This window comes from Azospirillum sp. TSO22-1 (assembly GCF_003116015.1).
In the GTDB taxonomy this organism is placed as follows: Bacteria; Pseudomonadota; Alphaproteobacteria; order Azospirillales; family Azospirillaceae; genus Azospirillum.
Window position 1 is genome coordinate 14878 of sequence record NZ_LGQZ01000125.1, and the last position, 25212, is coordinate 40089.

The 25212-nt window shown below is 71.6% G+C and carries 13 protein-coding genes, 1 pseudogene and 1 other annotated feature; of the genes and pseudogenes, 13 read left to right on the forward strand and 1 reads right to left on the reverse strand.

Annotation, left to right across the window (positions count from 1 at the left end; all coding sequences use genetic code 11):
• Positions 1-5 precede the first annotated feature (5 nt).
• The 13 genes from TSO221_RS27675 (at position 6) to TSO221_RS35160 (ending at position 24056) form a co-directional block, all read left to right on the forward strand.
• Positions 6-1625 carry a PepSY-associated TM helix domain-containing protein gene (locus TSO221_RS27675; RefSeq protein ID WP_109121739.1) on the forward strand — a complete coding sequence of 540 codons (1620 nt, stop codon included), beginning with the start codon at positions 6-8 and terminating at the stop codon, positions 1623-1625.
• 389 nt (positions 1626-2014) lie between these two features.
• Entirely contained in the window at positions 2015-3970 is a 1956-nt protein-coding gene (locus TSO221_RS27680) for a TonB-dependent receptor (protein WP_109121740.1), read from the forward strand.
• A gap of 102 nt (positions 3971-4072) precedes the next feature.
• A complete protein-coding gene (gene entS, locus TSO221_RS27685; RefSeq protein WP_109121741.1) occupies positions 4073-5326 on the forward strand; it encodes an enterobactin transporter EntS in 1254 nt (417 codons plus the stop codon).
• Positions 5323-6405, forward strand: a complete 1083-nt coding sequence (locus TSO221_RS27690; protein ID WP_109121742.1) for an efflux RND transporter periplasmic adaptor subunit — start codon at positions 5323-5325, stop codon at positions 6403-6405. The genes entS and TSO221_RS27690 overlap by 4 nt, the downstream gene beginning before the upstream one ends.
• Positions 6406-6420: 15 nt before the next feature.
• On the forward strand, positions 6421-9570 hold the full coding sequence (locus TSO221_RS27695; protein WP_109121743.1) for an efflux RND transporter permease subunit: 3150 nt from the start codon (positions 6421-6423) through the stop codon (positions 9568-9570).
• A gap of 256 nt (positions 9571-9826) precedes the next feature.
• On the forward strand, positions 9827-11035 hold the full coding sequence (locus tag TSO221_RS27700; protein WP_109121744.1) for an isochorismate synthase: 1209 nt from the start codon (positions 9827-9829) through the stop codon (positions 11033-11035).
• A complete protein-coding gene (locus TSO221_RS27705) occupies positions 11032-12693 on the forward strand; it encodes a (2,3-dihydroxybenzoyl)adenylate synthase (protein WP_109121745.1) in 1662 nt (553 codons plus the stop codon). Before TSO221_RS27700 ends, TSO221_RS27705 begins: the two co-directional genes overlap by 4 nt.
• Positions 12690-13553, forward strand: coding sequence for an isochorismatase family protein (locus TSO221_RS27710; RefSeq protein ID WP_109121746.1), 864 nt, complete (start codon positions 12690-12692; stop codon positions 13551-13553). The genes TSO221_RS27705 and TSO221_RS27710 overlap by 4 nt, the downstream gene beginning before the upstream one ends.
• A gap of 8 nt (positions 13554-13561) precedes the next feature.
• Positions 13562-14308, forward strand: coding sequence for a 2,3-dihydro-2,3-dihydroxybenzoate dehydrogenase (gene dhbA / locus TSO221_RS27715; protein ID WP_109121747.1), 747 nt, complete (start codon positions 13562-13564; stop codon positions 14306-14308).
• Between the two features lie 35 nt (positions 14309-14343).
• The gene (locus TSO221_RS27720; RefSeq protein WP_109121748.1) at positions 14344-14547 is read left to right on the forward strand and encodes an MbtH family protein; all 204 of its coding nucleotides are present in this window, start codon (positions 14344-14346) and stop codon (positions 14545-14547) included.
• Between the two features lie 31 nt (positions 14548-14578).
• A complete protein-coding gene (locus TSO221_RS27725) occupies positions 14579-21784 on the forward strand; it encodes a non-ribosomal peptide synthetase (RefSeq protein ID WP_109121749.1) in 7206 nt (2401 codons plus the stop codon).
• A 55-nt stretch (positions 21785-21839) separates the two neighbouring features.
• A complete protein-coding gene (locus TSO221_RS27730) occupies positions 21840-23402 on the forward strand; it encodes an alpha/beta hydrolase-fold protein (RefSeq protein WP_247878304.1) in 1563 nt (520 codons plus the stop codon).
• Positions 23403-23405: 3 nt separating this feature from the next.
• Complete coding sequence (locus TSO221_RS35160) at positions 23406-24056, forward strand: 4'-phosphopantetheinyl transferase superfamily protein (protein WP_146208924.1); 651 nt, start codon at positions 23406-23408, stop codon at positions 24054-24056.
• Between the two features lie 177 nt (positions 24057-24233).
• Here the strand turns inward: TSO221_RS35160 and TSO221_RS27735 are convergent.
• Positions 24234-25053 (reverse strand): annotated as a pseudogene (locus TSO221_RS27735) (IS3 family transposase); the annotation flags it as partial.
• Positions 24723-24839: a sequence feature (AL1L pseudoknot), on the reverse strand. It overlaps the preceding pseudogene by 117 nt.
• Positions 25054-25212: the final 159 nt, after the last annotated feature.

Here is a 25212-nt window from a genome sequence, read left to right on the forward strand (position 1 = left end):
ACGCCATGGCCATACGCACCGACGTCGTCCGTCTCTACCGCCAGGTGCACACCTGGACCGGCATCCTGACGGGGCTGATCCTGTTCGTCTGCTTCTATGCTGGTGCCCTGACGATGTTCAAGGAACCGCTGGAACGCTGGATCACGCCGTCCGCCGAGGTGGCACCGGTGGCGTTCGAGCGGGCCGGCGAGCTGATCGCCACCACGCGGGCCCTGCGCCCGAAGGTGCGGGACTTCACCCTGGCGATGGAGCCGGTGCTGACCGGTGCCGCGCCGCTGCGCCTGACCTGGACGGAGGGTCGCTTCGATCCAGCCCCCTGGTCGGCGACCCTGGAGCCTGACGGATCCGTGGCGGTGAAGAAGCTCGACCCGTCCGGCATCGGCCTGCTGGTGGATTTCCTGCACCGCACGGCCGGCATCCCCGGCGACCTGGACATCGGCACCCTGGTGACGGGGGTGGCCAGCGCGCTCTATCTGGTGGCGCTGGTGTCCGGCGTGATCATCCTGCTGCCCTCGCTGGTCAGGGACTTCCTGGCCCTGCGCGTGACCGCCAATCTGAAGCGCCTGTGGCTGGACGCCCACAACATCCTGGGACTCGTCAGCCTGCCCTTCCACATCGTCATCGCCCTGTCGGCGGTGGTGTTCGGGCTGCACGACCAGATCTACGACACGCTGAACCAGGTCGTCTACAAAGGACAGATGCGGACGGCGATCGCCGCCAGCAGCCCGTTCCGCGCCGCGGCGAAGGACATGCGGCCGGCGGCCATGCTGCCGCCGCCGGACCTTCTGAAGCGCACGCGCGATCTCTCCCCCGGATTCCATCCGGTCGGCCTGGAATACCATGACGCCGGTACCCGCGCCGCCACCGTGCGCGTCTGGGGCCACGACCCGCGCTATCTGGTGCGGCGCGAGGGGTTCGTGCTGATGGGGGCGGTGGACGGCCGGATCATCAGCACCGAATACATGCCGGGTCATCAGGGAGTCTGGTCGGCCGTCGTCTCCAGCTTCTTCGCGCTGCATTTCGGAAGCTTCGGCGGGAGCATCGTGCGCTGGTCCTACTTCGGCCTCGGACTGGCCGGCGCGCTGCTGTTCTATTCCGGCAACCTGCTCTGGATCGAGTCCCGCCGGCGCACCGAACGGCGGGCCGGCGGGCCGGTGGCGCAGAGCCGCTCCACCAGCCTGCTCGCCGCCGCGACCGTCGGCGTCTGCCTGGGCTGCGTCGGCGGCCTGTCCCTGACCATCGCCGCCGGGAAATGGCTGAACGGGGTGGTGAGCGATCTCCACGCTTGGCACTGGGGAATCTATTACGCGACCTTCCTGGGGGCGTGCGCCTGGGCCTTCCGGCGCGGCGCGGCCAGGGCGGGGGTGGAGTTGCTGTGGGCGTCCGCGGCGGCGACCGCCGCCATCCCAGCGACCTCGCTGCTCAGCTGGCTGGCGCCCGGCCCGGTGCCGTGGGTGCCGGGCCGGCTGGCCGGCGTCGATCTGGTGGCGCTGGCCGGCGCGCTGGCGCTGGCCGGAATGGCCCGCCTCGCGGAACGACGTGCCCGCACCGGGCCGCGGGACAGCGTCTGGTCGGTCCAGGAAGGCGGCATGGAGAGCCATCCCGCGGCGAACGCCGCCGATTGATACGGACGACGCTTGCACGCGCCGTCCGTACGATGCCGAGGGCAGCCGCCGGGGGCGGCCATGTCCCGACCAGGTCCGGGCGCGGGGTGGCACCGCCCCGCGCGATGTGGCGCCCGCGGCCTTCCGCGAAGCCGCACCATGAAAAGCTCTGCATAGTCAGCGATTTAATCGCTTTCCAAGATACAGGAATCTTGGAGTCATATCCGTTGCGGCGTGGTCATTCATATGATATTCCCTCTGCGAATGAAAATGCAAATGAGTCTCATTCGCATTTTTGAACTCAATCGACGGATCGAGATCAGGGGAATTCCGACATGACCAATCGCACGGCGGGGGCTTGTGCACAGGACGGGACGGCAGCACGGAAGGGTGCGTCCGTATCGGTGGCGATGACGGCTGCGGTGGGCGCGGCCCTGGTGGCGGCAGCCGTGGCAGGGGGGAGTCCGGCGCTGGCCCAGGGGACGGTGCAGGAGACAGCGCAGTCGGCCGCCAATCAGGCGCAAGCCCAGGAGGTCATCCTGGGGCCGGTGACGGTCACCGCCACCGGCACGGCCGAACGCACGCTGACGGCTCCGGCCTTCACCACCGTCATCACCTCCGAGGAGTTGCAGAGGGAAGGCGTGGCCAGCAGCGGCCTGCCGGAGATCCTGGGCCGCACGGTCGGCGTCAACGACAGCACCGACGCCATCGGCCGCGACGAGGTGGTGGTCCGCGGCATGGGCGCCAACTACACGCTGGTGCTGGTGAACGGCCGCCGGGTGTCCACCTCCGACGCGCTGTGGCGCGGCGGCGACTTCGACTACCACTCGATCCCGCTGTCCGCGATCGAGCGGGTGGAGGTCGTGCGCGGCCCGATGTCGGCCCTCTACGGCTCCGACGCCATCGGCGGCGTGGTCAACATCATCACCAAGAAGCCGACCGACCGCTGGGTCGGCGAGATCGGTGGCGACTACCGCGTCGTCCCGACCGGGCGGGGCGGCAACCAGTACCGCACCAGCATCTACGCCGCCGGCCCGATCGTCGATTCGATCACGGCCTCCGTCGCCGCGGAATACTTCAACCGCCAGCCCTGGTACCATGACTCCAAGAACAACGGCACCGTGCCGGTGCTGGAAAAGAAGAACCTGAAGAATCTCCAGTCCACAGTGAACTGGGACGTCACGGAGAACCAGGCCGTCGAAGTGAATTACGGCCTGAACCACGACTTCCGGCCCTACAACGTGTACGACCGCTTCAAATCCTACAGCGAGCAGGAGGTGCTCCGCCACACGGTGGGCGTCGCCCACCGCGGCAAATGGGGCTGGGGCGACACGCTGCTGGAGGCCAACTACGAGAACGGCAGCATCGACGACTTCAACACCTCCTACAACGCCCCGATGCAGCGGCACCTGTCGGAAGAAAATGTCCTCCTGCACGGCCGCACCAACTTCCAGCTCGGCTTCAACCGCCTCACCGCGGGTGCCGAACACCGCAAGCAGACCGTCAAGGACCCCAACACCTTCCTGCGGACGGGCCGCTCCGAGATCGCGCAGAGTGCCGCCTATCTCCAGGATCAGATCGGCCTGACCGATCAGCTCACGCTGACGCTTGGCAGCCGCTACGACCATCACGAGATCTTCGGCGGCGAGATCACCAGCCGCGCCAACGTCGTCTACGCGCTGACCGAAACGCTGTCGCTGAAGGCCGGCGTCAGCCAGGGCTACAAGGCGCCCGACGCGTATCAGCTGAGCCCCGAGTACCGGGTCATCAGCTGCGGCGGCCGCTGCTTCCTGTCGGGCAATCCCAACCTGCAGCCCGAGACCAGCATCAACTACGAAGTCGGTCTCGAGACGCGCAACAAGGGCTGGGACGCCAGCCTCGTTCTGTTCAAGAACAAGGTCAAGGACATGATCCAGCCGGTCTACGATCCGGTGGCGGTCTCGCGCAACTGGCGCAACATCAACAGGGTCGACATTTCCGGCGTCGAGATGACGGGCTCCGTCAATCTCACCTCCAGGGTGCTGGCGACGGGCAACTACGCCTTCCTCTACACCGAGAACTCCACCGGGGCCGAGCTGGAGAACCGTCCGCGCCACAAGCTCAACGCCGCCCTGACGTGGCTGGCCCTGGACACCCTGAGCACCACGGTGTCGGCCAGCTACACCGGCCCGCAGTTCGAGGGCACGGCCAAGATGCCGGGCTACACGCTGCTGAACTGGGGCCTCAGCGCTGACGTCACCGACTCGTTCCGCGTCGGCGCCGGCGTGCGCAACATCACCAACGTGGTCCTGTCCGAGAAGAACACCGGCTTCCAGACGGTGGAGGTGGGGCGCAACTACTACGTCTCCGCCAACTACCGGTTCTGATCGGCAACCGCCCGCCTCCGGCTCCGCCGGGGGCGGGCGCCCTCCCTCTCCAGGCCGTCCCCGCCCCGCCACCGGGTGCCGACGGCGTTGCGAAGGCCCGCCATGACGCTTTCAAGACTCTTCGTCGACGTCAGCCTGCTGAAGACCAACCCGGACTTCCGCCGCGTGCTGACCGCCCGGACGATTTCGCTGCTGGCGCTCGGCCTGCTGTCGGTGGCGGTGCCGGTGCAGGTCTACGAGTTGACCGGGTCCAGCCTGCACGTCGGGCTGGCGGTCGCGTTCGACGGCCTCGGCATGTTCCTCGGCCTGGCGCTGGGCGGCGTGCTGGCGGACCGGCAGGACCGCCGCCGCCTGATCCTGTTCGCGCGCAGCGCCTGCGGCCTGGGCTTCCTGGGGCTGGCGGCCAACGGCCTGCTGCCGGCGCCGTCGCTGGCGGTGGTCTACGGGCTGTCGTTCTGGGACGGGTTCTTCGGGGCGATCGGCGTCAACGCGCTGATGGCGGCGATGCCGCATCTGGTGGGGCGGGCCAACCTGATGCAGGCGCGCGCCCTCGGCATGCTGTCGATGCGCGTCGCCACCATCCTGTCGCCGGCGCTGGGCGGCCTGCTGATCGCCGGGGTCGGGGTGGGCTGGGTCTACCTCGGCACCGCGCTCGGCACCGTGCTGACCGTGCTGACCCTGCTCGGCCTGCCGCGCATGGTGCCGGAGGCCGGCGCCAGCGAGAACCCGTTCCGCTCCATGGCGCAGGCCTTCGCCTTCCTGGCGGGCCACCGGGTGATCCCGGGCGTCGTGGCGCTGGGCTGCCTGACCACGGTCGCCACCGCCATCCGCGTCCTCTTCCCGGCCCTGACGCTGGAAGTCTACGGCGGCGGGCCGTTCGAGACCGGCCTGATGTACAGCGCCGTACCGGTCGGGGCGACCCTGGGCGCCGCGCTCAGCGGCTGGGCGGCCAGGGTGGAGCGTCCGGGACTGGTGATGGGCGGGGCCTGCCTGGGCGCCTTCACCTGCGTCGCGGCGCTGGGGGCGGCCGGCAGCCTGTCCGTGGCGCTGCCGGTGCTGGTGCTGTTCGGCTACGCGACGTCCATCGCCTCGCTCCTGGAATACAGCATGGTCCAGGGCCACACGCCCGATCATCTGCTGGGCCGCATCAATAGCCTGTGGACCGCCCAGGACGTGCTCGGCGACAGCGTCGGCACGATCGGCATCGGGCTACTCGCCACGCTGCTGGGCCCGGCCGGCGGCATCCTGCTGCTCGGTCTGGCGGCGCTGGCGCTGGCGGCGGCCGTGACCGCCGCCGCCGGCACGATGCGCCGGGCGTCGATGAACGATCCGGCGCTGGAGGGATCCGCACCATGAGGCACATCCTGCCGACGATCCTGCTGGCCACCGCGCTGTGCGGCGCCCTGCCCGCTGCCGCCCAGGTGCGGGTGAAGGTGACCGCGGTGGTGGCGGCCCCCGTCCAGCAGACGCTGCAGCTGCCCGGCACCCTGGTGGCGCCGCGCAGCAGCGCCCTGTCCGCGCAGGTGGAGGGCCATGTCGACACCCTGCTGGCCGAGGTCGGCGACCGCGTCGCGGCCGGGCAGGTCCTGCTGCGGCTGGATGACAGCATCGCGCGGCTGGAGCTGGAGCGCCTGGAGCACTCCCTGGCCGAGGCCGAGCACGTGCAGCGCGACGCCCAGCGGCTGGCCCGCGAGGCGGAGGCGCTGGCCGGGGTGCAGAGCGTGTCGCGGTCCAGGTACCGCACCCAGCTCGCCCAAGCCGCCATCGAGGAAGCCAAAGTCCGGCAGATCCGCGCCGCGGTCGCCATCCAGCGCGAACGGCTGGCACGGCACGGGCTGGCGGCGCCCTTCGGCGGCGTCCTGACCGGCCGGCGGACCGAGCGCGGGCAATGGGTCGGCGGCGGCACGCCGGTGCTCCAGCTCACCGCCACCGATCCGCTGCGCGTCGAGGTCGACGTGCCGGAGCGCCATCACGGCCGCATCGCCGCCGGCACGCCCGCCACCGTCCTCGCCGCCGACGCGGGGGAGGCGTCCGGCATCGCCGCCCTGGTCGACCGCGTGGTTCCGGCCGCCGACCCGGTCAGCCGCAACTTCCGGGTCCACATCGCGCTCGCCAACCCTGACGGCCGGCTGATGCCGGGCATGTCGGCCCGGGTGACCTTCGCCCTCGGTCCGGCGCCGGGGGCCGTCGAGGTCGCGCTGCAGGCCCCGGCCGACGCGGTGGAGCGCCGGCCCGACGGCAGCGCGCGGGTCTGGGTGGTCCGGCGCGGCAGCGACGGGGCGGTGGCCCGCCCGGTGGCGGTGCGCACCGGCCGGCACATCGGCAACCGGGTGGAGATCGCCGGCCCCGACCTGCGCCCCGACGATCTGGTGGTCGTCCAGGGCAACGAGGGGCTGCGCCCCGACCAGCCGGTCGTACCGGACATGGTCGGCTGACGGGGACGCCGCGCGATGACACGCCTGATCCTCCGCAATCCCTTGGCCGCCCTGGCGGCGATCCTGATCCTGTGCCTGTTGGGCGCGGTGTCGGTCTTCCGCATCCCGGTGCAGATGATCCCTGACATCAGCCCGCGGCGGATCGTGGTGGAGACCAACTGGCCCGGCGCCACCCCGCAGGACGTCGAGCAGGAGATCCTGATCGAGCAGGAGAAGTTCCTGCGCGGCGTTCCCGGCTTGGCCCGCATGGCGTCCAGCGCCGATTTCGGCGGCGGCCAGGTCGAGCTGGAATTCCCGCCCGGCGTGTCGGTCGACGAGGCGCTGATCCACATCGACAACGCGCTGTCGCAGGTCACCAGCTACCCGGAGACGGTGGACCGGCCGCGCATCGTCGCCGAATCCTCGTCGGAGCAGCCCTTCCTGTTCTACGGCGTGGAACGGCTCGATGGCGCCATCGACGCGGAATCGATTCAACGCGAGACGAACTGGATCGAGAACGTCCTGCGCCCGCGGCTGGAGCGGGTGCCCGGCGTGGCGAAGGCCGAGGTGATCGGTGGCGCCGCCCAGGAAATCCACATCGACCTCGATCCGCTGAAGCTGGCCGCCCGCAGCCTGAACGTCGGGGCCGTGCGTGACGCCATCCGGGCGCGCAACCGCGACGTGTCCGGCGGCGACCGCGATTTTGGCAAGCGCCGCTATTTCCTGCGGACCATCGGGCGCTTCTCCGACCTGGAGGATCTCGCCGGCCTGATCGTGGCGCGGGAGAACGGCACGGCGGTCCGGCTGCGCGACGTCGGCACGGTGACGCTGGCGACGCGGGAGGCGCGCAGCGTCGCCTTCGCCGACGGCCGGCCGACCCTGCTGATCGCCGTCGGCAAGCGGCCTGGGGCCAACGTCATCGCCATCAAGGACGCGATGACGGCGACCGTGGACGAGCTGAACCGCCACGCCCTGAAGGACCGCGGTCTTGCCATGCGGCTGCTGTCGGAGGACGTGCGCTACATGGTGCAGTCGATCGACAACGTGCTGGACAACCTGATCGTCGGCAGCCTGCTGGCGGGAATCGTGCTGCTGCTGTTCCTGCGCTCGATCCCGGCCACGGCGGTGGCGGCGGCCAGCATGCCGGTCTGCACGCTGACGACGCTGCTGGTGCTGGAGGCCTGCGGGCGCACCATCAACGTCATATCGCTGTCCGGCGTGGCGTTCGCCATCGGCATGACGGTGGACAACAGCGTGGTGGCGCTTGACAGCATCGCCCGCCATCTGCGCACCGGCAAGTCGCGGGCGATGGCGACCGCCGACGGCATCGCCGAGGTGTGGCCGGCCATCCTGTCCTCCACCCTTACCACCGTGCTGGTGTTCCTGCCGGTGATGTTCATCCGGGTCGAGGCGGGCCAGCTCTATTCCGACATCGCCATCGCCATCACCGGCGCCGTCATGATGTCGATGCTGGTGGCGCTCGTCCTGGTCCCGGTCGTCGCCCACCGCTGGACGATCGCGCCGGCCAAGCCGGACGACGGGCAAGCGTACGGGACGCTCATTGCCACCGTGCGCTGGATGCTCGGCAGCGCCTGGCGGGAGTGCGCGATCCTCGCCGCGACGGCGGCGGCGATGGCCACGGTGCTGCTGCACATGGTGCCGCCGGCCGAGTACCTGCCGGAGGGCGAGGAGGCGACGGTGTTCACCTTCCTGTCCGCCCCGCCCGGCTACAACATGGAGACCATGCTGGACGTCTGGCGGCAGATCGATCCGCCGCTGAGCGGCCGGGTCGGCGCCGCCGCGGACCAGCCGGGCGACGCCGGCATTCCGCCGCTCCGGGTCAATCTCAGCTTCATCCGGCCCGGCTTCATCCGCTTCGTGACGGAACCGTCGAATCCCGCCGACACCGACGCGCTGATCGCCGCCCTGACCAAGCGGGCGCGGGCCATACCCGGCATGCGCGCCTTCGCCGCGCGTGGGTCGATCTTCTCCGGCAACACCGGCGGCGCCCGCGCCATCAGCCTGGAGCTGAGCGGCGGCGATCTGAACACGCTCTATTCGACCGCGCTGGCCGTGCTCGACCGCGCCGGCGACCTGTTCCCCGACGGGCAGGTCAACAGCGATCCCTCGCCGCCCACCCTCACCATGTCGCAGCCCTTCCTGGAGCTGCACCCCGACTGGGACCGCGCCGGCGAGATGGGCATCGGCCTGGCCGAGCTCGGCTACACGTTGCGCGCCTATTCGGACGGCGCCTTCGCCGACGAATACCTGCTGAACGACGAGAAGCTCGACATCTACCTGCGGGTGCCCGACGGCATTGGCCGCGACCGCCAGGGCTTCGCCGATCTGGTGCTGCACACCGGGCGTGGCACGCCGGTCCCGCTGTCGAGCCTGGCGGAGCTGCGGGAGACCGTCGGCTCCTCCAGCATCGCGCGGGTCGACGGGATGCGGACGGTCACGCTGACCATCGTTCCGCCGCGGTCGGTGGCGCTGGAGACCGGCATCGAGACGGTCCGCCGCGGGCTCGTCGACGCGCTGCGCGCCGAGGGCGTCATCCCCCCGGGGATGACGGCCCGCATCGCCGGCGCCGGCGGGTCGCTGGACGACCTGCGCTCCGCCATGACCGGGGGGTTCCTGCTGGCGCTCGCCATCACCTATCTGGTGCTGGTCGCCGTCTTCGCCCATTGGGGCTATCCGCTCATCATCATGGCGGTGGTGCCGACCGGCATCGGCGGCGGGCTGGTCGGGCTGTGGCTCTACAACACCGCGGCGGGACTGTGGGAGGGGCTCGGCGCTCCGCAGGCCTTCGACGTGCTGACCATGATGGGCTTCCTGGTCCTGATCGGCACGGTGGTGAACAACCCCATCCTGATCGTCGAGCAGGCCGCCGAGAACCGCAAAAGCCACGGCATGTCCGGCCCCGAGGCGATCGCCGACGCGTTGCGGAGCCGCCTGCGCCCGATCCTCATCACCACCGTGACCAGCATCGCCGGGCTGGTGCCCATGGTCATGGCGTCCAGCGCCGGGACGGAGCTGTACCGCGGGCTGGGCTTGGTCGTCCTGTGCGGTCTGCTGCTGTCCAGCCTGGTGACCGTCACGGTGCTGCCGGTGGTGCTGTCGCTGGTGTTCCGCGCCTCCGACCGGATCGGCGCGCTGGCACAGGGAATGCGTGTCGAAACGCGGTAATTTAACGCTTTTTTGGTGCAGTCAGCAGATAAATCGGCTGAAAAAGAGAATTTTGAAAACGGACTTCACAATTCGCTTGCAAAAAGCGCACTACCCCCTTATGATGAGAATGCGAATTATTCGCATTTAAGCACCGATGTATTCCGAGGCCGCGCCGGAGGCACTTCCCCGGCCACCCAGACCGGAAGCGGTGCTGATTTTCCAATGATGTCAACGTCATCCGCGCGTGCGGATGGCCAGTGGAGGCTCGGTTTCCATGGACGTTCTACCCCTGCCCGTCGGGGAACGGCCGCCCGGCGGCCGTTGTGAGCCCGATTTCGTGTTCGCCTCGCGCGGCCGCGTCCTGAAAGCCTACGGCGAGGCCGAGCGGATGGACGTCGCCCTCGACGGCCGCAGCTTCGCCGACGGCCGCTGGGAGGAAGCGCTCGACAGCGCCTTCCGCCGCCGCACCGCCCGCGGCATCGACAACCCGATCCTGGTTGGCGCCGTTCCGTTCGACGGCCGCCAGCAGGCCCGCCTGTTCATCCCGCACCGCTACGAGCACGAGGACGCCACCCGCTTGGCCGCCTCCGCCCCGGCGGACGAGGTGCCGGCGGAATTGGCCGCCGTCGAGGAGACGGTCGGCCGCGGCGCCTTCGAAACGGCGGTGGAGCGCGCGATCGGCCTGTTCCGCGACACGCCGCTGAAGAAGGTGGTGCTGTCGCGCCCGCTCGACGTCGAGGCCCGCGGCGCCTTCGCGCCGGACCGCCTGCTGCGCGCCCTGCTGCGGCAGAATCCCGGCGCCTACGTCTTCGCCGCGCCCGTCGCCTATGGCCAGACGCTGGTCGGGGCGAGCCCGGAGCTGCTGATCCGCAAGACCGGGCGGACGGTGGTTAGCAACCCGCTGGCCGGCTCCGCCCCGCGCAGCCCCTCGGTGGAGGTCGAGCGGCAGCGCACCGCCGCCCTGTTGGCGTCGGCCAAGGACCGGACGGAGCACCGCTACGTGGTCGACGCCGTGCGCGCCGCGCTGGCCGCCCATTGCGACCGGCTGGCCGTGCCGGACGAGCCCAGCGTGATCCGCACGCCGACCATGCTGCACCTGTCCACCGAGCTGACCGGCGCGCTGTCCGACCCGTCGGCGTCGCCGCTGCGGCTCGCCCACGCGCTCCACCCGACGCCGGCCATCTGCGGCACGCCGACCGACCTCGCCCGCGACGCCATCGCCGGGCTCGAAGGCTACGCCCGCGGCTGGTACAGCGGCATGGTCGGCTGGATGGACAGCCGCGGCAATGGCGAGTGGGCGCTGTCCATCCGCTGCGGGCTTGTGCACGGCCGCCGCCTGCGCCTCTACGCCGGGGCCGGCATCGTCGCGGAGTCCTCGCCCGCGGCGGAGTGGGAGGAGACGGCGGCCAAGCTCGCCACCATGCTGAACCTGTTCGGCGTCGGGGCCTCCCGGCCGGCGGTGTCGGTGGAGATGGCGTCGTGAGCGTCGCCTTCACCCCCTGGCCGGCCGAGTTCGCCGAGCGCTACCGCGCGAAGGGCTACTGGACCGGCGATCCGCTGACCGACGTGGTGGAGCGTCACCGCGGCGCGGAGGCGGAGGCCACCGCCATCCTCTGCGGCGAGCGCCGGTTCCGCTACGCCGACGTGCAGCGGCTGTCCGACCGGCTGGCGGCGGCCTTCCAGACCCGCGGGCTGCGGGCCGGGGACACGGCGCTGGTGCAGCTGCCAAACCGCGCCGAATTCTACATTGTCTTCTTCGCCCTGCTGAAGTGCGGCGTGGTCCCGGTGAACGCGCTGAACAACCACGGCGCCTTCGAGCTGACCGCCTACGCGCGCCAGATCGAACCCAAGCTGGCGGTGCTGGCCAAGGGCCATCCGCTGGTGGCCGCCGACCCGGCGGGCGCGGTCGCCGGCTCGCTGACCGCCGGGCTGGACCGGCTGCTCCTGCTCGGCGACCCGGCGGACGACGTGATCGGCAGCTTCGCCTGGGGCACCGGCGAGGCGCTGTCGGCGGCCCCGGACGCCGCGCCGGACCACGCCGTGGACGCGTCCGGCGTGGCCTTCTTCCAGCTGTCCGGCGGCAGCACCGGCACGCCGAAGCTGATCCCGCGCACCCACGACGACTATCTCTACAGCGTGCGCCGCAGCGCCGAGCTCTGCCGCCTGGACGGCGGCTGCCGCTTCCTCTGCGCCCTGCCGGCGCCGCACAACTTCACCCTCAGCTCGCCCGGCGCGCTCGGCGTGTTTCACGCCGGCGGCACGGTGATCCTGGCGGGCGACCCCGGCCCCGCCACCTGCTTCCCGCTGATCGAGCGGCACCGCGCGACCTGGGCGGCGCTGGTGCCGCCCATGCTGTCGGTCTGGCTGGAGGCGGCGCCCGGCTCCGCCGCCGACCTGTCAAGCCTTGAGGTGGTGCAGGTGGGCGGCGCCAAGCTCAGTCCGGCCGTCGCCGAACGGGTGCCGGAGCGGCTGGGCTGCCGCCTGCAGCAGGTGTTCGGCATGGCGGAGGGTCTGGTGAACTACACCCGGCTCGACGACGATGCCTGGACGGTGGTCAACACCCAGGGGCGGCCGATGAGCCCCGACGACGAGGTCCGCATCCTCGACCCCGCCGGCCGGCCGGTTTCACCGGGCGAGGTGGGCGAGCTGTGGACCCGCGGCCCCTACACCTTCCGCGGCTACTACAAGGCCGAGCAGCACAACGCCCGCGTCTTCGACGACGAGGGGTTCTATTGCAGCGGCGACCTCGTCGCCATGGCCCCTGGCGGCAACCTCGTCGTCTGCGGCCGCAACAAGGACCAGATCAACCGCGGCGGCGAGAAGATCGACGCGCAGGAGGTGGAGGACGTGCTGGCCGGCCATCCCGCCGTCGGCCACGCCGCCATCGTCGCCATGCCCGACCCGCTGATGGGCGAGCGCAGCTGCGCCTTCGTCATCGCCCCGCCCGACACCAGGCCCTCCGAGCTGCGCCGCTTCCTGCGCGGCCAGGGGCTGGCGGACTTCAAGCTGCCGGACCGCTTCGTCCTCGTCGCCGAACTGCCCAAGACCGCCGTCGGCAAGATCGACAAGCAGACCCTGCGCGAGCGGGTGAGGCACGGCCTCGTGGACCCTATTGCCCAGACGGAAATGACCGCACCATGACCATACGATCCATCGCCCACTACAGCCTACCCTCCGCCGCCGAGCTGCCGCAGGACAAGGTGTCCTGGCCCTTCGATCCCGGCCGCGCGGTGCTGCTGATCCATGACATGCAGGATTATTTCGTCGACTTCTACGGCGACGGGAACCCCGCCATTATCAGGTGCGTGGACACCATCGCCCGGCTGAAGCGCCATCTGAAGGCGCAGGGCGTGCCGGTCGTCTACACCGCGCAGCCGGCGGTGCAGTCGGACGCCGACCGCGGCCTGCTGAACGACATGTGGGGGCCGGGCCTGACCCGGAAGCCGGAACAGGCCGGCATCGTCGCGGCGTTCGCTCCCGAGGCCGACGACCGGGTGCTGACGAAATGGCGCTACAGCGCCTTCTACCGCGCCCCGCTCGCCGAGATCCTGGCGGAGGCGGGCCGCGACCAGTTGCTGATCTGCGGCATCTACGCCCACATCGGCGTGATGCAGACGGCGGTCGAGGCGTTCATGCGCGGCATCAAGCCGTTCCTGGTCGCCGACGCCATCGCCGACTTCACCCGCGACGACCATCTGGCGGCGCTGCGCTACGTCGCGCGCAACGCCGGCCGGACGCTGCATTCCGACGAGATCCTGGCCCCGCCGGTCGATGTTCTGAGCAAGGAGGGGCTGCGCCGAACCCTGCTGGCGTCGCTCGACGACGAGCCGGGGGACGACGACGTGCTGATGGACTTCGGGCTCGATTCCATCGTGGTGATGCAGCTCGTCGATCGCTGGAAGGCGGCGGGGATCGACATCGGCTTCGCCGACCTGGCGGTGCGGCCGACCATCAACGGCTGGTGGGCACTGGTCCAGTCCAAGCTGGCCGCCGCGGCGTGAGGGCGGACATGACGGACTTCGCCGGACGGACCGCCTGGGTGACCGGCGCCGGCCAGGGCATCGGGCAGGCGGTGGCCGATTCCTTCCACGCCCGCGGCGCGACGGTGATCGCCTTCGACCGGCAATGGGACGGGGAGCGGCCGTACCGGACCGTGACGCTCGACATCGCCGACGCCGCCGCGGTCGCCGGCACCGGGCGTGCGCTGTTCGCCGGGGGCGCCGCGATCGACGTCCTGGCGAACGTCGCGGGCATCCTGCGCATGGGGCCGGTGGAGGAGATGGAGGACGCCGACTGGCACGACACCTTCGCCGTGAACGTCGCCGGCCCCTTCCACATGATGCGGACGGTGATCCCAGCCCTCAAGCGCAGCCGGGGCGGCGCCATCGTCAGCGTGTCGTCCAACGCCGCCCACGTGCCGCGGGCCGGCATGGCCGCCTACGGCGCGTCGAAGGCGGCGCTGACCAGCCTGACCATGACGGCGGGGCTGGAGCTGGCACCCTACGGCGTGCGCTGCAACGTCGTCTCCCCCGGCTCCACCGACACGGCGATGCAGCGCGCGCTGTGGGACGGGGCGGACGGGGCCGCGAAGACCATCCGCGGCGATCCCGAACGGTTCAAGCTGGGCATCCCGCTCCACAAGCTGGCCACCCCGCAGGACATCGCCGACGCCGTCGTTTTCCTCGCCTCCCCCGCCGCCGGGCACATCACCATGGCCGACCTGCTGGTGGACGGCGGCGCGACGCTGGGGCGGTAGGCCCCTCCCGCTTCAAGGCTTCCAGGATCCCTCCCATGACCAACGACCATTACGTCAACCCCTTCGACGACGAGCGCCACGCGTTCCTCGTTCTAACGAACGCCGCCGGCCAGTTCAGTCTGTGGCCGGGATTCGCCGCGGTGCCCGACGGCTGGGACGCCGTCTTCGGTCCCGCCGGCCACGCCGCCTGCCTCGACCACATCGAGGCGGCCTGGACCGTCCTCGTCCCCGCCGCCTGACGGCTTGACCATCCGAAACGAGGACAGGGCCATGCGCATCGTCCCCCTGCTGGGCACGCAACTGGGAATCTGGCTGGCGGATCAGGTCGCGGCCCGGAAGAACGCCTACGCCATCGCCCATGCCATCGAGCTGAACGGCGCCATCGACGCCGACCGGCTGGCGCGGGCCATCGGCGACGGGCTGGCGGAGGCCGACACCGTCATCGCGCGCTTCGCCGAGCAGGACGGCGCCATCGTCCAGATCCCCCCCGACGGCGACCCCAGGGCCGCGGTGCCGGAGCCGGAACGCATCGACCTGACCGCCGCCGCCGACCCGGCCGCCGCCGCGCGCGCCGTCATGGCCGAGGATCTGGCCGCCGACCTGCCGGCCGACGGCGCCCGGCCGCTGTGCCGGCAGATCCTGTTCGACGTCGCCGGCACCGACGGCGCACCGCGCTGGATCTGGTACCAGCGCTTCCACCACATCCAGCTGGACGGCTACAGCTTCAACGCGCTGACCCGCCGCGTCGCCGGGCTGTACGCCGCTTACGCTGACGGTCGCGCGCCTTCGCCCAGCCCCTTCGTCCCCGTCGCCGCTGTGGCCGCGGAGGAGGAGGTCTATCTCGCCTCCGACGCCGTGGTCCGCGACCGTGCCTACTGGAGCGCGCTGTGCCGCGACTTCCCGGCGCCGCTGACCCTCTCCGTGCACGGCGCCAAGCCGACCGAGCAGCAGGCGACCTCGGAGGTGGTGGCGCACGCCGCCGACCTGCCGCACCCGCTGGCGCAGCGGCTGGCGCGGCAGGCGGAGGCGGGCGGAGTCGCGGTCTTCGACCTGCTGATGGCCGGCATCGCCGTCTATCTGCAGCGCCTGTCCGGCGACCCGCGGCCGGTGATGGGCTTCCCCTTCATGCGGCGCATGGGCTCGACCGCCGTCCACGCGGTGGCGCCGGTGGTGAACGTGCTGCCGGTGCGCATCGACCTCGACGGCGCGCCGACCCTGGCCGCCGCCGCCGACCGGGTGCGCGCCGCGCTGAAGCAGGCGCGCCGCCACCAGCGCTACGACGCCGAGCGCATCCCGCGCGACCTGGGGCAGGTCGGGTCGGGCAAGGCGCTCTACGGCCCGGTCGTCAACTACCGGATGTTCGACTACGACCTCGACTTCGCCGGGGTGGCGGCGGTCACCCACCATCTGGCGACAGGCCCCGTCGATGACTTCGAGTTCGGACTGCAGACGCGCGGCGGTGGCATCACGCTGGAGCTGCGCGCCGACCGCACCCGCTACGACGCCGCCGAGCTCGCCCGCCACGCCCGCCGCCTGATCCGTCTGCTGGACGCGGCGGTGGCGGGAGACCGCCCGCTCGACCGCCTGCCGGTGATGGACGCGGACGAGGAGGCGGCCATCGCCGGCTGGTCGGCCGGCCCCGTCTTCGCCGCCCCGGAGCGCCCGGCAACGCTGGTGGAGGTGCTGGACCGTCAGGCCGCGGAGACGCCGGACGCCACCGCGCTGGTCTTCGTCGACCCCGTCTCCGGCGACCGGCGCCTCAGCTTCCGCGAGCTGTCCGGCAGCGTGGCGCGGCTGGCGCGGCTGCTGATCGGCCGCGGCATCGGCCCCGGCGACGTGGTTGCGGTGGCGGTTCCGCGCTCGGTCGACGCGGTGGTCGCCATGCTGGCGGTGCTGGCGAGCGGCGCCACCCATCTGCCGTTGGACCTCGACTACCCCGCCGAGCGCCTTGCCATGATGTGCGAGGACGCCCGGCCACGCTGCGCCCTCACCTGGGCCTCGGTCGCCGGACGGCTGCCCGCCGGGCTGGAGGCGCTGTGCCTGGATGACGCCGATGTGGTGGCGACCTGCGCCGCCCTGTCGGGGGCACCCGTCGCGGCGGCGGAGCGGACGGCGCCGCTGACCGCGGCGCGCACCGCCACCATCATCTTCACCTCCGGCTCCACCGGCCGTCCCAAGGGGGTGATGAACACCCACGGCGCGCTGCTGAACCTGCTGCTGTCGCACACGGCGACGGTGTATGGCCCGGCGTTGGAGGCCTTCCGGCAGCGTCACGGCGGCGCCCGCGCGCTCAGGGCGGCGCACACCCATTCCCTGGCCTTCGATTCCTCCTGGCTGCAGATCTTCTGGATGCTCCTGGGGCAGGAGCTGCACGTCTTCGACGAGGAGCTGCGGCGCGACGCCCACGCTCTGGTCGAGGAGCTGCGCACCCGCCGCATCGACGCCATGGACCTGCCGCCGTCCTTCTGCGCGCAGATGCTGGCCTGCGGCCTGATGGAGCCGGGCCACCACCACCCGACGCTGGTCCTGATCGGCGGGGAGGCGGCCTCCCCCGCCTTGTGGACGCGGCTGCGCGGCCATCCCGACCTGATGGCGGTCAACCTCTACGGCCCGACCGAGAACACGGTGGACACGCTGCGCGCGCCGGTGACGGTGTCGGACCGGCCGGTGGTCGGGCGGCCGGTCGGCAATGTGCGCGTGCACGTGCTGGACGCCCGGCTGCGACCGGTTCCGGTGGGCACCGCCGGCGAACTCTACATCGGCGGCGCCGGTCTGGCGGCGGGCTACATGGGGCGCCCGGGCCTGACCGCCCAGCGTTTCGTCGCCGATCCCTTCGGCTCGGGCGGGCGGCTTTACCGTACCGGCGATCTGGTGCGCTGGACCGCCGGGGGCCAAGTCGACTTCATCGGCCGCGCCGACCACCAGATCAAGGTCCGCGGCTACCGCATCGAGATCCCGGAGGTGGAGGCGGCCCTGCAGCGCCTGCCCGGCGTGGCCGGCGCGTTGGTGGTGGCGGAGGCGGTGAACGACAGCCACCGGCTGATCGGCTATTGCACCCTGTCCGACCCGCCCGCCGAGGCTTCCGCCCGCGTTCTGCTGACGGCCCTGCGCGAGCGGCTGCCCGACTACATGGTGCCGTCGGCGCTGGTGGTGCTGGACGCCTTCCCGCTGACGGTCAACGGCAAGGTGGACCGGGTGCGCCTGCCCGTCCCCGCCGCCGACACCGGCGGCGACGCCCCCGCCACCCCGGCAGAGGAGTTGCTGTGCCGGGCGATGGCCAAGGTGCTGAGGTTGGCGTCGGTGGGCGCCGAGGCCGATTTTTTCGTGCTTGGTGGCGACAGCATCAGCGCCATCGCGCTGGGCAGCGAGCTGCGCGTCCACGGCTTCGAGCTGCGCCCGCGCGACGTCTTCGCCGGGCGCGACCCGCGGCGCATGGCGCTGGCCCTGCGGTCGCTGGAGGCGGAGCCCGGCCCCGGCACGGCCGCGGTACCGACCGCCGATCTGGCGACGCTGGAATCCCGTCACGGGCCGGTGGCTGCGGCGGTGCCGCTGCTGCCCTTGCAGAAGGGCATGCTGTTCCAGACCCAGCTTGGCGGACGCGCCAGCGCCTACAACGCCTTCACCGCCCTCGATCTTGACGGGCCGCTGGAGGAGGAGCGGCTGGTCCGCGCCTTCGACGCGGTGCTGCGCCGTCACCCGCAGCTCGCCGGGCTGTTCGACCACGACGGGCGCGGCGAGCCCCTGCTGGTCATCCCCACCCTGCCACCGGGCGGCGAGCAGCTGTGGCCCTTCGAGCAGCACGACCTTTCGGGGCTGGAGCCGGAGGCACGCGCAATCGAACTGGCGCGCATCGAGGCGGCGACGGCGGAGCGCGCCAACCCGACCGACCGCTTCCTCGGGCTGGTGAAGGCCGTGCTGGTCCGCACCACCGCCGACCGTCACCGGCTGCTGATCGCCATCCATCATCTGGTGGTGGACGGCTGGTCGACGCCGCTGCTCCTGCGCGACCTGCTGACCGCCTACGGCGCCGCCGCCATGCCACCATCGACGGCCGGCTACCCGCAGGTGGTGTCCGCCCTGCTGGCCCGCGACACCGCGGCGAGCCGGGCCGCGTGGAGCGGGGCGCTGGCGGGCGCCGTCCCGACCGTGCTGCTCGATGCCGCCAAGTCGGGCGGCGAAGCGCCGATGGACGAGGGCATCGTGACCCTGCCGACGGAGCTGACCGATGCGCTGCTCGCCCGGCTGCGCGGCGAGGGGCTGACCCTCAACGCGCTCATGCAGGCGGTGTGGGCGCTGGTGCTGGGCAACATGGCGGGCCGTGACGACGTGCTGTTCGGCACGCCGGTGTCCGGTCGTTCCGCCACCGTGGCCGGCCTGGAGGAGCAGGTCGGCCTGTTCCTCAACACCCTGCCAGTGCGGGTGGCCCTCGACCCGGCCCAACAGTTGTGGTCGCAGCTTCCGGCCGTCCAGGACCGCCACATCGCGCTGATGGAGCATGACGGCCTCGGCCTGTCCGACCTCCAGGGGCTGGCCGGCGGCGCCACCCTGTTCGACACGCTGCTGGTGGTGGAGAACTACCCGGACAGCGATTACGATGCCCTCGACCTTGGCGGCGTCCGGGTGGCCGGCGTCCACAACCGGGGCTACAGCCATTACCCGTTGGCCCTGCTGGTGCTGCCCGGCCGCGAGCTGACGCTGCTGGTGGAGAACCGCGGCGCGGTGCCCGACGCGCGGGCGCTGGCCGAGCGGGTGCGCGGCCTGCTGGAGACGCTGGTCCGCCGCCCGGAAACCCCGGTGGCCGCCATACCGCTGCTCACGGATGCTGAGCGGAGCCGGCTTATGGCGGTGAACGCCACCGCGCGGATCGTGCCGCCGGAGACCCTGCGCAGCCTGCTGGCCGCCCAGGCACTACGCACCCCGGACGCCGTGGCGCTGGTGGACGAACGGGAGGCCCTGACCTTCCGTCAGGTGCGCCGGCGGGTGGCGCATCTGGCCGGCCGGCTGCGCGCCATGGGGGTGCGCCCCGGCGACGTGGTGGCGGTGGGGCTGCCGCGCTCCGCCGCGCTCAGCCTGTCGATCCTGGCGGTCATCGAGGCGGGGGCCGCCTACCTGCCGCTCGACCTCGGCTACCCGGCGGAGCGTCTGGGCTTCATGCTGTCCGACGCCCGCCCGCGGGTGCTGATGACCGACGCGGCCGCGCGCCCGCTGTTCGGCGACGCGGTTCCGGTGCTGGCCGTCGATGCCCAGGCGGAGGCCGAGCCGATGCCACCCGAGGACCGGCTGACGCCGGAGCACCCGGCCTACGTCATCTATACCAGCGGCACCACTGGGCGGCCCAAGGGGGTGGCGGTGTCGCACGGCGCCATCGTCAACCGCATCCTGTGGATGCAGCACGCGTATCCCCTGGATGCCGGCGACGCCATCCTGCAGAAGACACCCTGCGGCTTCGACGTCTCGGTGTGGGAGTTCTTCTGGTCCTACATGGTGGGCGCCAAGCTGGTGATGGCGCCGCCCGACGCCCACCGCGACCCGGCGGCGCTGGTGCGGCTGATCGAGGACCACCGCGTCACCACCATCCATTTCGTGCCGTCGATGCTGGCCCTCTTCACCGCCAGCGTCGTCGAGGCGCACGGCCCCGACGCGCCGGTCTGCACCAGCCTGACCCGCGTCTTCTGCAGCGGCGAGGCGCTGGGGCGGGGGCTGTCGCGCGCCTTCGCCGCCCGCTTCGCCGCCGAGCTGCACAACCTCTACGGCCCGACCGAGGCGGCGGTCGACGTCACCTACTGCCCGGCCGCCGGCGACTGGATCGAGGGCGAGGGCGGCGTCCCGATCGGCTGGCCGGTGTGGAACACGCAGCTCCGCATCCTCGACCACGCCCTGCGCCCGGTGTCGCCGGGGACGATGGGGGAGCTCTACCTGTGCGGCGACCAGCTCGCCATCGGCTATCTCGGGCGTCCCGGCCTGACCGCGTCCCGCTTCGTCGCCGATCCCTTCGACCGCGGACGGCGCATGTACCGCACCGGCGACCTCGCCCGCTGGCTGGCGGACGGCTCGGTCGAGTATCTCGGCCGCACCGACCATCAGGTGAAGATCCGCGGCCAGCGCATCGAGCTGGGCGAGATCGAGAGCGCCATCGCCGCCCTGCCCGGTGTGACACAGGCGGTGGTGAACGCCGCGGTGCTCGGAGAGGGCGGCCGGCATCAGAGCGCCACCGACGCCGGCATGGACCGCCGCCAGCTCGTCGCCTGGATCGTCCCGGCCGCCGGCCACGCGGTCGACGAGGCGGCGATCCGCGCCGCCCTGGAGGGCACGCTGCCGCCGCATATGGTGCCGACGGCCTACGTGGCGCTCGACGCCCTGCCGCTGTCGCCGAACGGCAAGCTGGACCGCAAGGCCCTGCCGCTGCCGTCCGCGGGCGGCGCCGCGGAGTGTGCCGGGCGGCCCCCGGCGCCGGGGCTGGAAAGCCGGCTGGCGGCTATTTTCGCCGAACTGCTGGAGCTGGAGCGCGTCGGTGCCGACGACGATTTCTTCGCTATCGGCGGCCATTCGCTGCTGGCGATGCGGCTGGCGGCGCGCATCCGCCGCGACCTCGGGCGGCCGGTGTCGGTCAGCCAGATCATGGTGTCGCCCACCGTCGCCCGGCTGGCCGCTCACCTGTCGGAGGTGAAGCGGCCGGACGAGCCGGAGAACCTGGGCTTCGCGCCGGTCATCCGCCTGCGCGACGGTTCCGGGTCGCCGCTGGTCTGCCTCTACCCCGGTTCCGGCCTGTCCTGGCAGTACAGCGTGCTGTCGCGTTACCTGGGCGGCGACCGGCCGATCATCGGGCTGCAATCGCCGCGCCCCAACGGGCCGCTGGCGCTGAGCGCCGACATGGACGTGCTGTGCGACCGCCAGCTCGCCATCCTGCGCGAGGTGCAGCCGCGCGGCCCCTACCACCTGCTGGGCTATTCGTTGGGCGGCACCGTCGCCTACGGGATGGCGGTGCGGCTGCGGCGGCTGGGCGAGCGCGTGGACTTCCTCGGCCTGCTCGACACCTACCCGGCGGAGGCGCACGACTGGAGCGGGCTCGGCCGCACCGACGCCGACCAGGCGGCGGAACGGGAACAGGAGCAGTTCCTCAGCGACGCGCTGGCCGACGTGATGGACGAGGCGCTGCGGCGCGAGAAGGTCGAGATGTTCGGCCACATCTTCGGCAACTACAAGGACGCGGTGCGGCTGCTGTCCAAGGCCCGCACCCCGTCCTACGACGGCGAGCTGACCCTGTTCGTTGCCGAGAGGTCGATCCCGCCGGAGATCGATCCGGAAGGAAGCTGGCGCGGCCGGGTCGGGCGGCTGGCCGTCCACCGCCTGTCCCACTGCTCGCACGAGGACATCATCGCCCCCACCTCGCTGCGGATCGTCGGGCCGCTGCTCGACCGTGTGATCGCCGCGGCCGGCCGGGAGGCGGAACCCGTCCGGGTCATGGCCGGCCGCTGACGGAGTGAACCGCTTGCTGCGATGGAAACGCCTTGTCCTGGCCGGGATGATGACGATGGGTCTGAACGCATGCGCGGGGGCGCCGGACGGCGTCCCCCTGGTTCCCGACAGCCCGGTAGCCGGCACCGTCGCCGGCGCGGAGCGGAGCGCCGTCCACCCGCTGGTGCTGGAGGACGGCGATTACGTGGAAGGCACGCTGGAATCCGGCGCGGAGCCGGCGGAGCTGCGGCTGGTCGACTGGCAGGGGCGTCCGATCCGCCTGCTGCTGGACGGCACGACCGGGCGGGAGGTCTTTCGCTTCGTCGCCGAGCCCGGCATGGCGGCGCTGCGGGTCACGCTGCGGTCTCCCGGCGGTTATGAACTGACCCTGACCCGCCGCATCGCCGTCGGGGACCAGCATCCGGTCCTCGTCGGTCACCTGAGTCCCGCCATCGAGGCCCTGGCGGCGGATCTGAAGCGCGGCGGCAGCACCGAACCCTTCTGGCGCGAGGTGGCGCGGCGGGGAACGCCGCTCGTCGAGCCGCTGGAGCCCGGACGGGTGGTGATGACCTTCCTGGCGCGTGGCGCACGGCACAGCGTCCGCCTGCTGGGCGGGCCGACCTCGGACCACGAGATTCTCGAACGGCTCGGCGACAGCGACGTCTGGTTCAAGAGCTTCGTCGTGCCCTCCTCCACCCGCCTGTCCTACCAGGTTGCCCCGGACGTCCCGGACTTCCCCGGAACCTGCCGCGAATGCCGGGAGGCGATCCTGGCGCAACTCCGGGCCGATCCACTGAACCGGTACCCCTGGCCGGCAGACGCCCCCGACCCCTACAACCAGTTCTCCCTGGTCGAGCTGCCCGACGCCCCACCGCAGCCGGGCATTGGCGGCGAGGCGGAACCGGCCGGCCGGCTCGTCACCGAACGGTTCGCCAGCCGCATCCTCGGCAACGCGCGCGACGTGGCGGTCTACGTGCCGCCCGGTGTCGATCCGGCAGGCGCCGGCACGGTGCTGCTCCTGCTGTTCGACGGACCGGACTACCTCAACCGCCGCGCGCCGATCCCCGTCGTGCTCGACCGGCTGACCGGCGACGACCGCCTGCCGCCGACCGTGGGCGTCTTCATCGCCAACCCGAGCGCCGAGGCGCGGGCGCGCGAGCTGCCGGCCAACCCCGCGTTCGCCGCGATGCTCGCCGACGAGCTGGTGCCCTGGTTGGCGAGCCGCATCGGCATCCAACCGCGGCCCGATCGCACGGTGCTGGCCGGCTCCAGCTATGGTGGGCTGGCGGCGGTGACGGCAGCCCTGGCGCGGCCGGACCGCTTTGGCAACGCGCTGTCGATCTCCGGCTCATTCTGGTGGCATCCCGACGACGCGGCGCCGGACCGGCCGGAATACGTCGCCGGGCTGGTGGCATTGCACGAACGGCGTCCGGTGCGCGTCTTTCTCAGCGCCGGCCTGTTCGAGACCACGGCCGACGACGAGATCGGCATCCTTGAAAGCTCCCGCCATCTCCGCGACGTGCTGGAGGCGAAGGGCTACGACGTCGTCTACCGCGACTACGCCGCCGGGCACGACTACTTCGCGTGGCGCGGCGCGCTGGGCGACGGACTGCTGGCGTTGTTCCGGCGGAGGCGGTGAGCGGTGGAACCGGTGTTGCGCGCGGTCCTGGAAACCTTCGGGGCGGACGGCCGCGTCGTCGTCGACGCGTGTCGACTGGAGGGGGTAAACCCGTCGCCCGACCAACTCCACCCCGACGAACGCCCGGCCATCCGGCAGGCCGTCGCCAAGCGCCGGCGCGAGTTCATCGCTGGACGCCTGCTCGTCCGGCGGGCGGCGGAACGGCTCGGACGGGCGGGTGTGGTGCTGCCGATGGCGGCCGACCGCGCGCCGCGATGGCCGGACGGTCTCGGGGGCAGCATCACGCACTGCGGCCATTGGTGCGCGGTCGCCCTGTGCCGGCCGGAGGATGGTATCGCCGTCGGCATCGACCTGGAGGACCACCCGCGGATCGACGAATCCCTGGTGCCGTTGTTCATGTCTGCGCGCGAGCGCCTCCTCCTGGACACCCATCCGCACGGCGAACGCGCGCTCATCAAGACGGTCGTCTTCTCCGCCAAGGAGGCGGGCTTTCAAGGCGCAGTACGCCGCGACGCGGACGCCGGTGGACTTTCAGGATCTCGAAACCGAACTCGACGTGTCCACCGGGCGCTTCAGGGCCATCCTCCGTTCGGAGCGCACCAGCCATCCCATGGACGGCGCGGTGCTCCTCGGCCGGTTCTTCCATACGGCTGATGCGGTTGGCACCTGTGTGGTGATCGAGGGCATAGTCTGAGAGACTTCCCTGATTAGGGTTGCGGGTCAAGGCCGGATCTTTGGCATCCGGTGAGCGCCAAGCGGCGACCAGCGCGTCTGCCGGGTGGCGCCCATGCGCAGGCGCAGCATCTGCGACACCTGCACCCTGCCCTTGGCCGGCCGGCGATCGTGGAGCGCCTGCTCCAGGGCGTCCAGCACAAAGCCGGCATGGGCTGTACGCGACACCCACCAGCCCATGATCCGGCGGGCGAAGGTGTCGATGACGAAGGCGACGTAGACGAAGCCCTGCCACGTCGCAACATACGTAAAATCCGCGCCCCACAAGGCATTCGGGCGGGGTGACTGGAACTGGCGCTTCACCCGGTCGAGCGGACAGGGCGCCGCCCGGTCGCTGATCGTGGTCCGCACCGCCTTGCCGCGCATCGCCCCCTTCAGGCCCATGTGCCGCATCAGCTGGGCCATCGTGCAGCGGGCCACATCGACGCCCTCCCGCCGCAACTGCCGCCACACTTTCCGCACCCCATAGGCCTGGAAATTCGCCTCCCAGACCCGCCGGACAGCCACACTCAGCTCCGCGTCGCTTCGCGAGCGGGCTGGCGCCTTGGACGGATCGGCCCGCCGGGCGGCATGGGCGCGGTAGGTGGACGGGGCGATCGGCAGCACCCTGCAGATCGGCTCGCCCCCGTGGACGGCGCGATGCGCCTCGATGAAGGCGATCATTTCTTGAACGGGCGGTCGAGCTCTGTCTGGGCGAAATACGCTGATGCCTTGCGTGGATCTCGTTCGCCTGGCGCAGTTCGCGGTTCTCGCGCTCCAGCGCCTTGATCCGCTCGCGCTCGTCTGTTGTCGGACCCGGCCGCTTGCCCTGGTCATGCTCGGCCTGCCGGACCCAGCCCCGCAGCGTCTCGGGATTGCAGTCGATCATCGCCGCGGTCGAGTTGATCGCCGCCCACTGCGAGGCGTGATCCCCCTCGTGAGCCTCCTCCGAATCGGTGGACACTTTTGCCAAACTCCCGTTGGGAGCGGAGAGGTGGAAGATGACAACAGGGCGCTTCTTCACGGACGAGTTCAAGCAAGAGGCGGTCGCCCTGCTGGAGAGCCGTGGCCGCCCCTTGGAGCACATCGCCAAGGAGCT

Excerpts from the sequence above, each read along its gene's own strand:
- TSO221_RS27690 (WP_109121742.1), top strand. The coding sequence starts at position 5,323 with ATGAGGCACATCCTGCCGACGATCCTGCTGGCCACCGCGCTGTGCGGC.
- TSO221_RS27675 (WP_109121739.1), top strand. The coding sequence starts at position 6 with ATGGCCATACGCACCGACGTCGTCCGTCTCTACCGCCAGGTGCACACC.
- TSO221_RS27710 (WP_109121746.1), top strand. The coding sequence starts at position 12,690 with ATGACCATACGATCCATCGCCCACTACAGCCTACCCTCCGCCGCCGAG.
- dhbA (WP_109121747.1), top strand. The coding sequence starts at position 13,562 with ATGACGGACTTCGCCGGACGGACCGCCTGGGTGACCGGCGCCGGCCAG.
- TSO221_RS27730 (WP_247878304.1), top strand. The coding sequence starts at position 21,840 with ATGGGTCTGAACGCATGCGCGGGGGCGCCGGACGGCGTCCCCCTGGTT.
- TSO221_RS27680 (WP_109121740.1), top strand. The coding sequence starts at position 2,015 with ATGACGGCTGCGGTGGGCGCGGCCCTGGTGGCGGCAGCCGTGGCAGGG.
- TSO221_RS27720 (WP_109121748.1), top strand. The coding sequence starts at position 14,344 with ATGACCAACGACCATTACGTCAACCCCTTCGACGACGAGCGCCACGCG.
- entS (WP_109121741.1), top strand. The coding sequence starts at position 4,073 with ATGACGCTTTCAAGACTCTTCGTCGACGTCAGCCTGCTGAAGACCAAC.
- TSO221_RS27725 (WP_109121749.1), top strand. The coding sequence starts at position 14,579 with ATGCGCATCGTCCCCCTGCTGGGCACGCAACTGGGAATCTGGCTGGCG.
- TSO221_RS27695 (WP_109121743.1), top strand. The coding sequence starts at position 6,421 with ATGACACGCCTGATCCTCCGCAATCCCTTGGCCGCCCTGGCGGCGATC.
- TSO221_RS27700 (WP_109121744.1), top strand. The coding sequence starts at position 9,827 with ATGGACGTTCTACCCCTGCCCGTCGGGGAACGGCCGCCCGGCGGCCGT.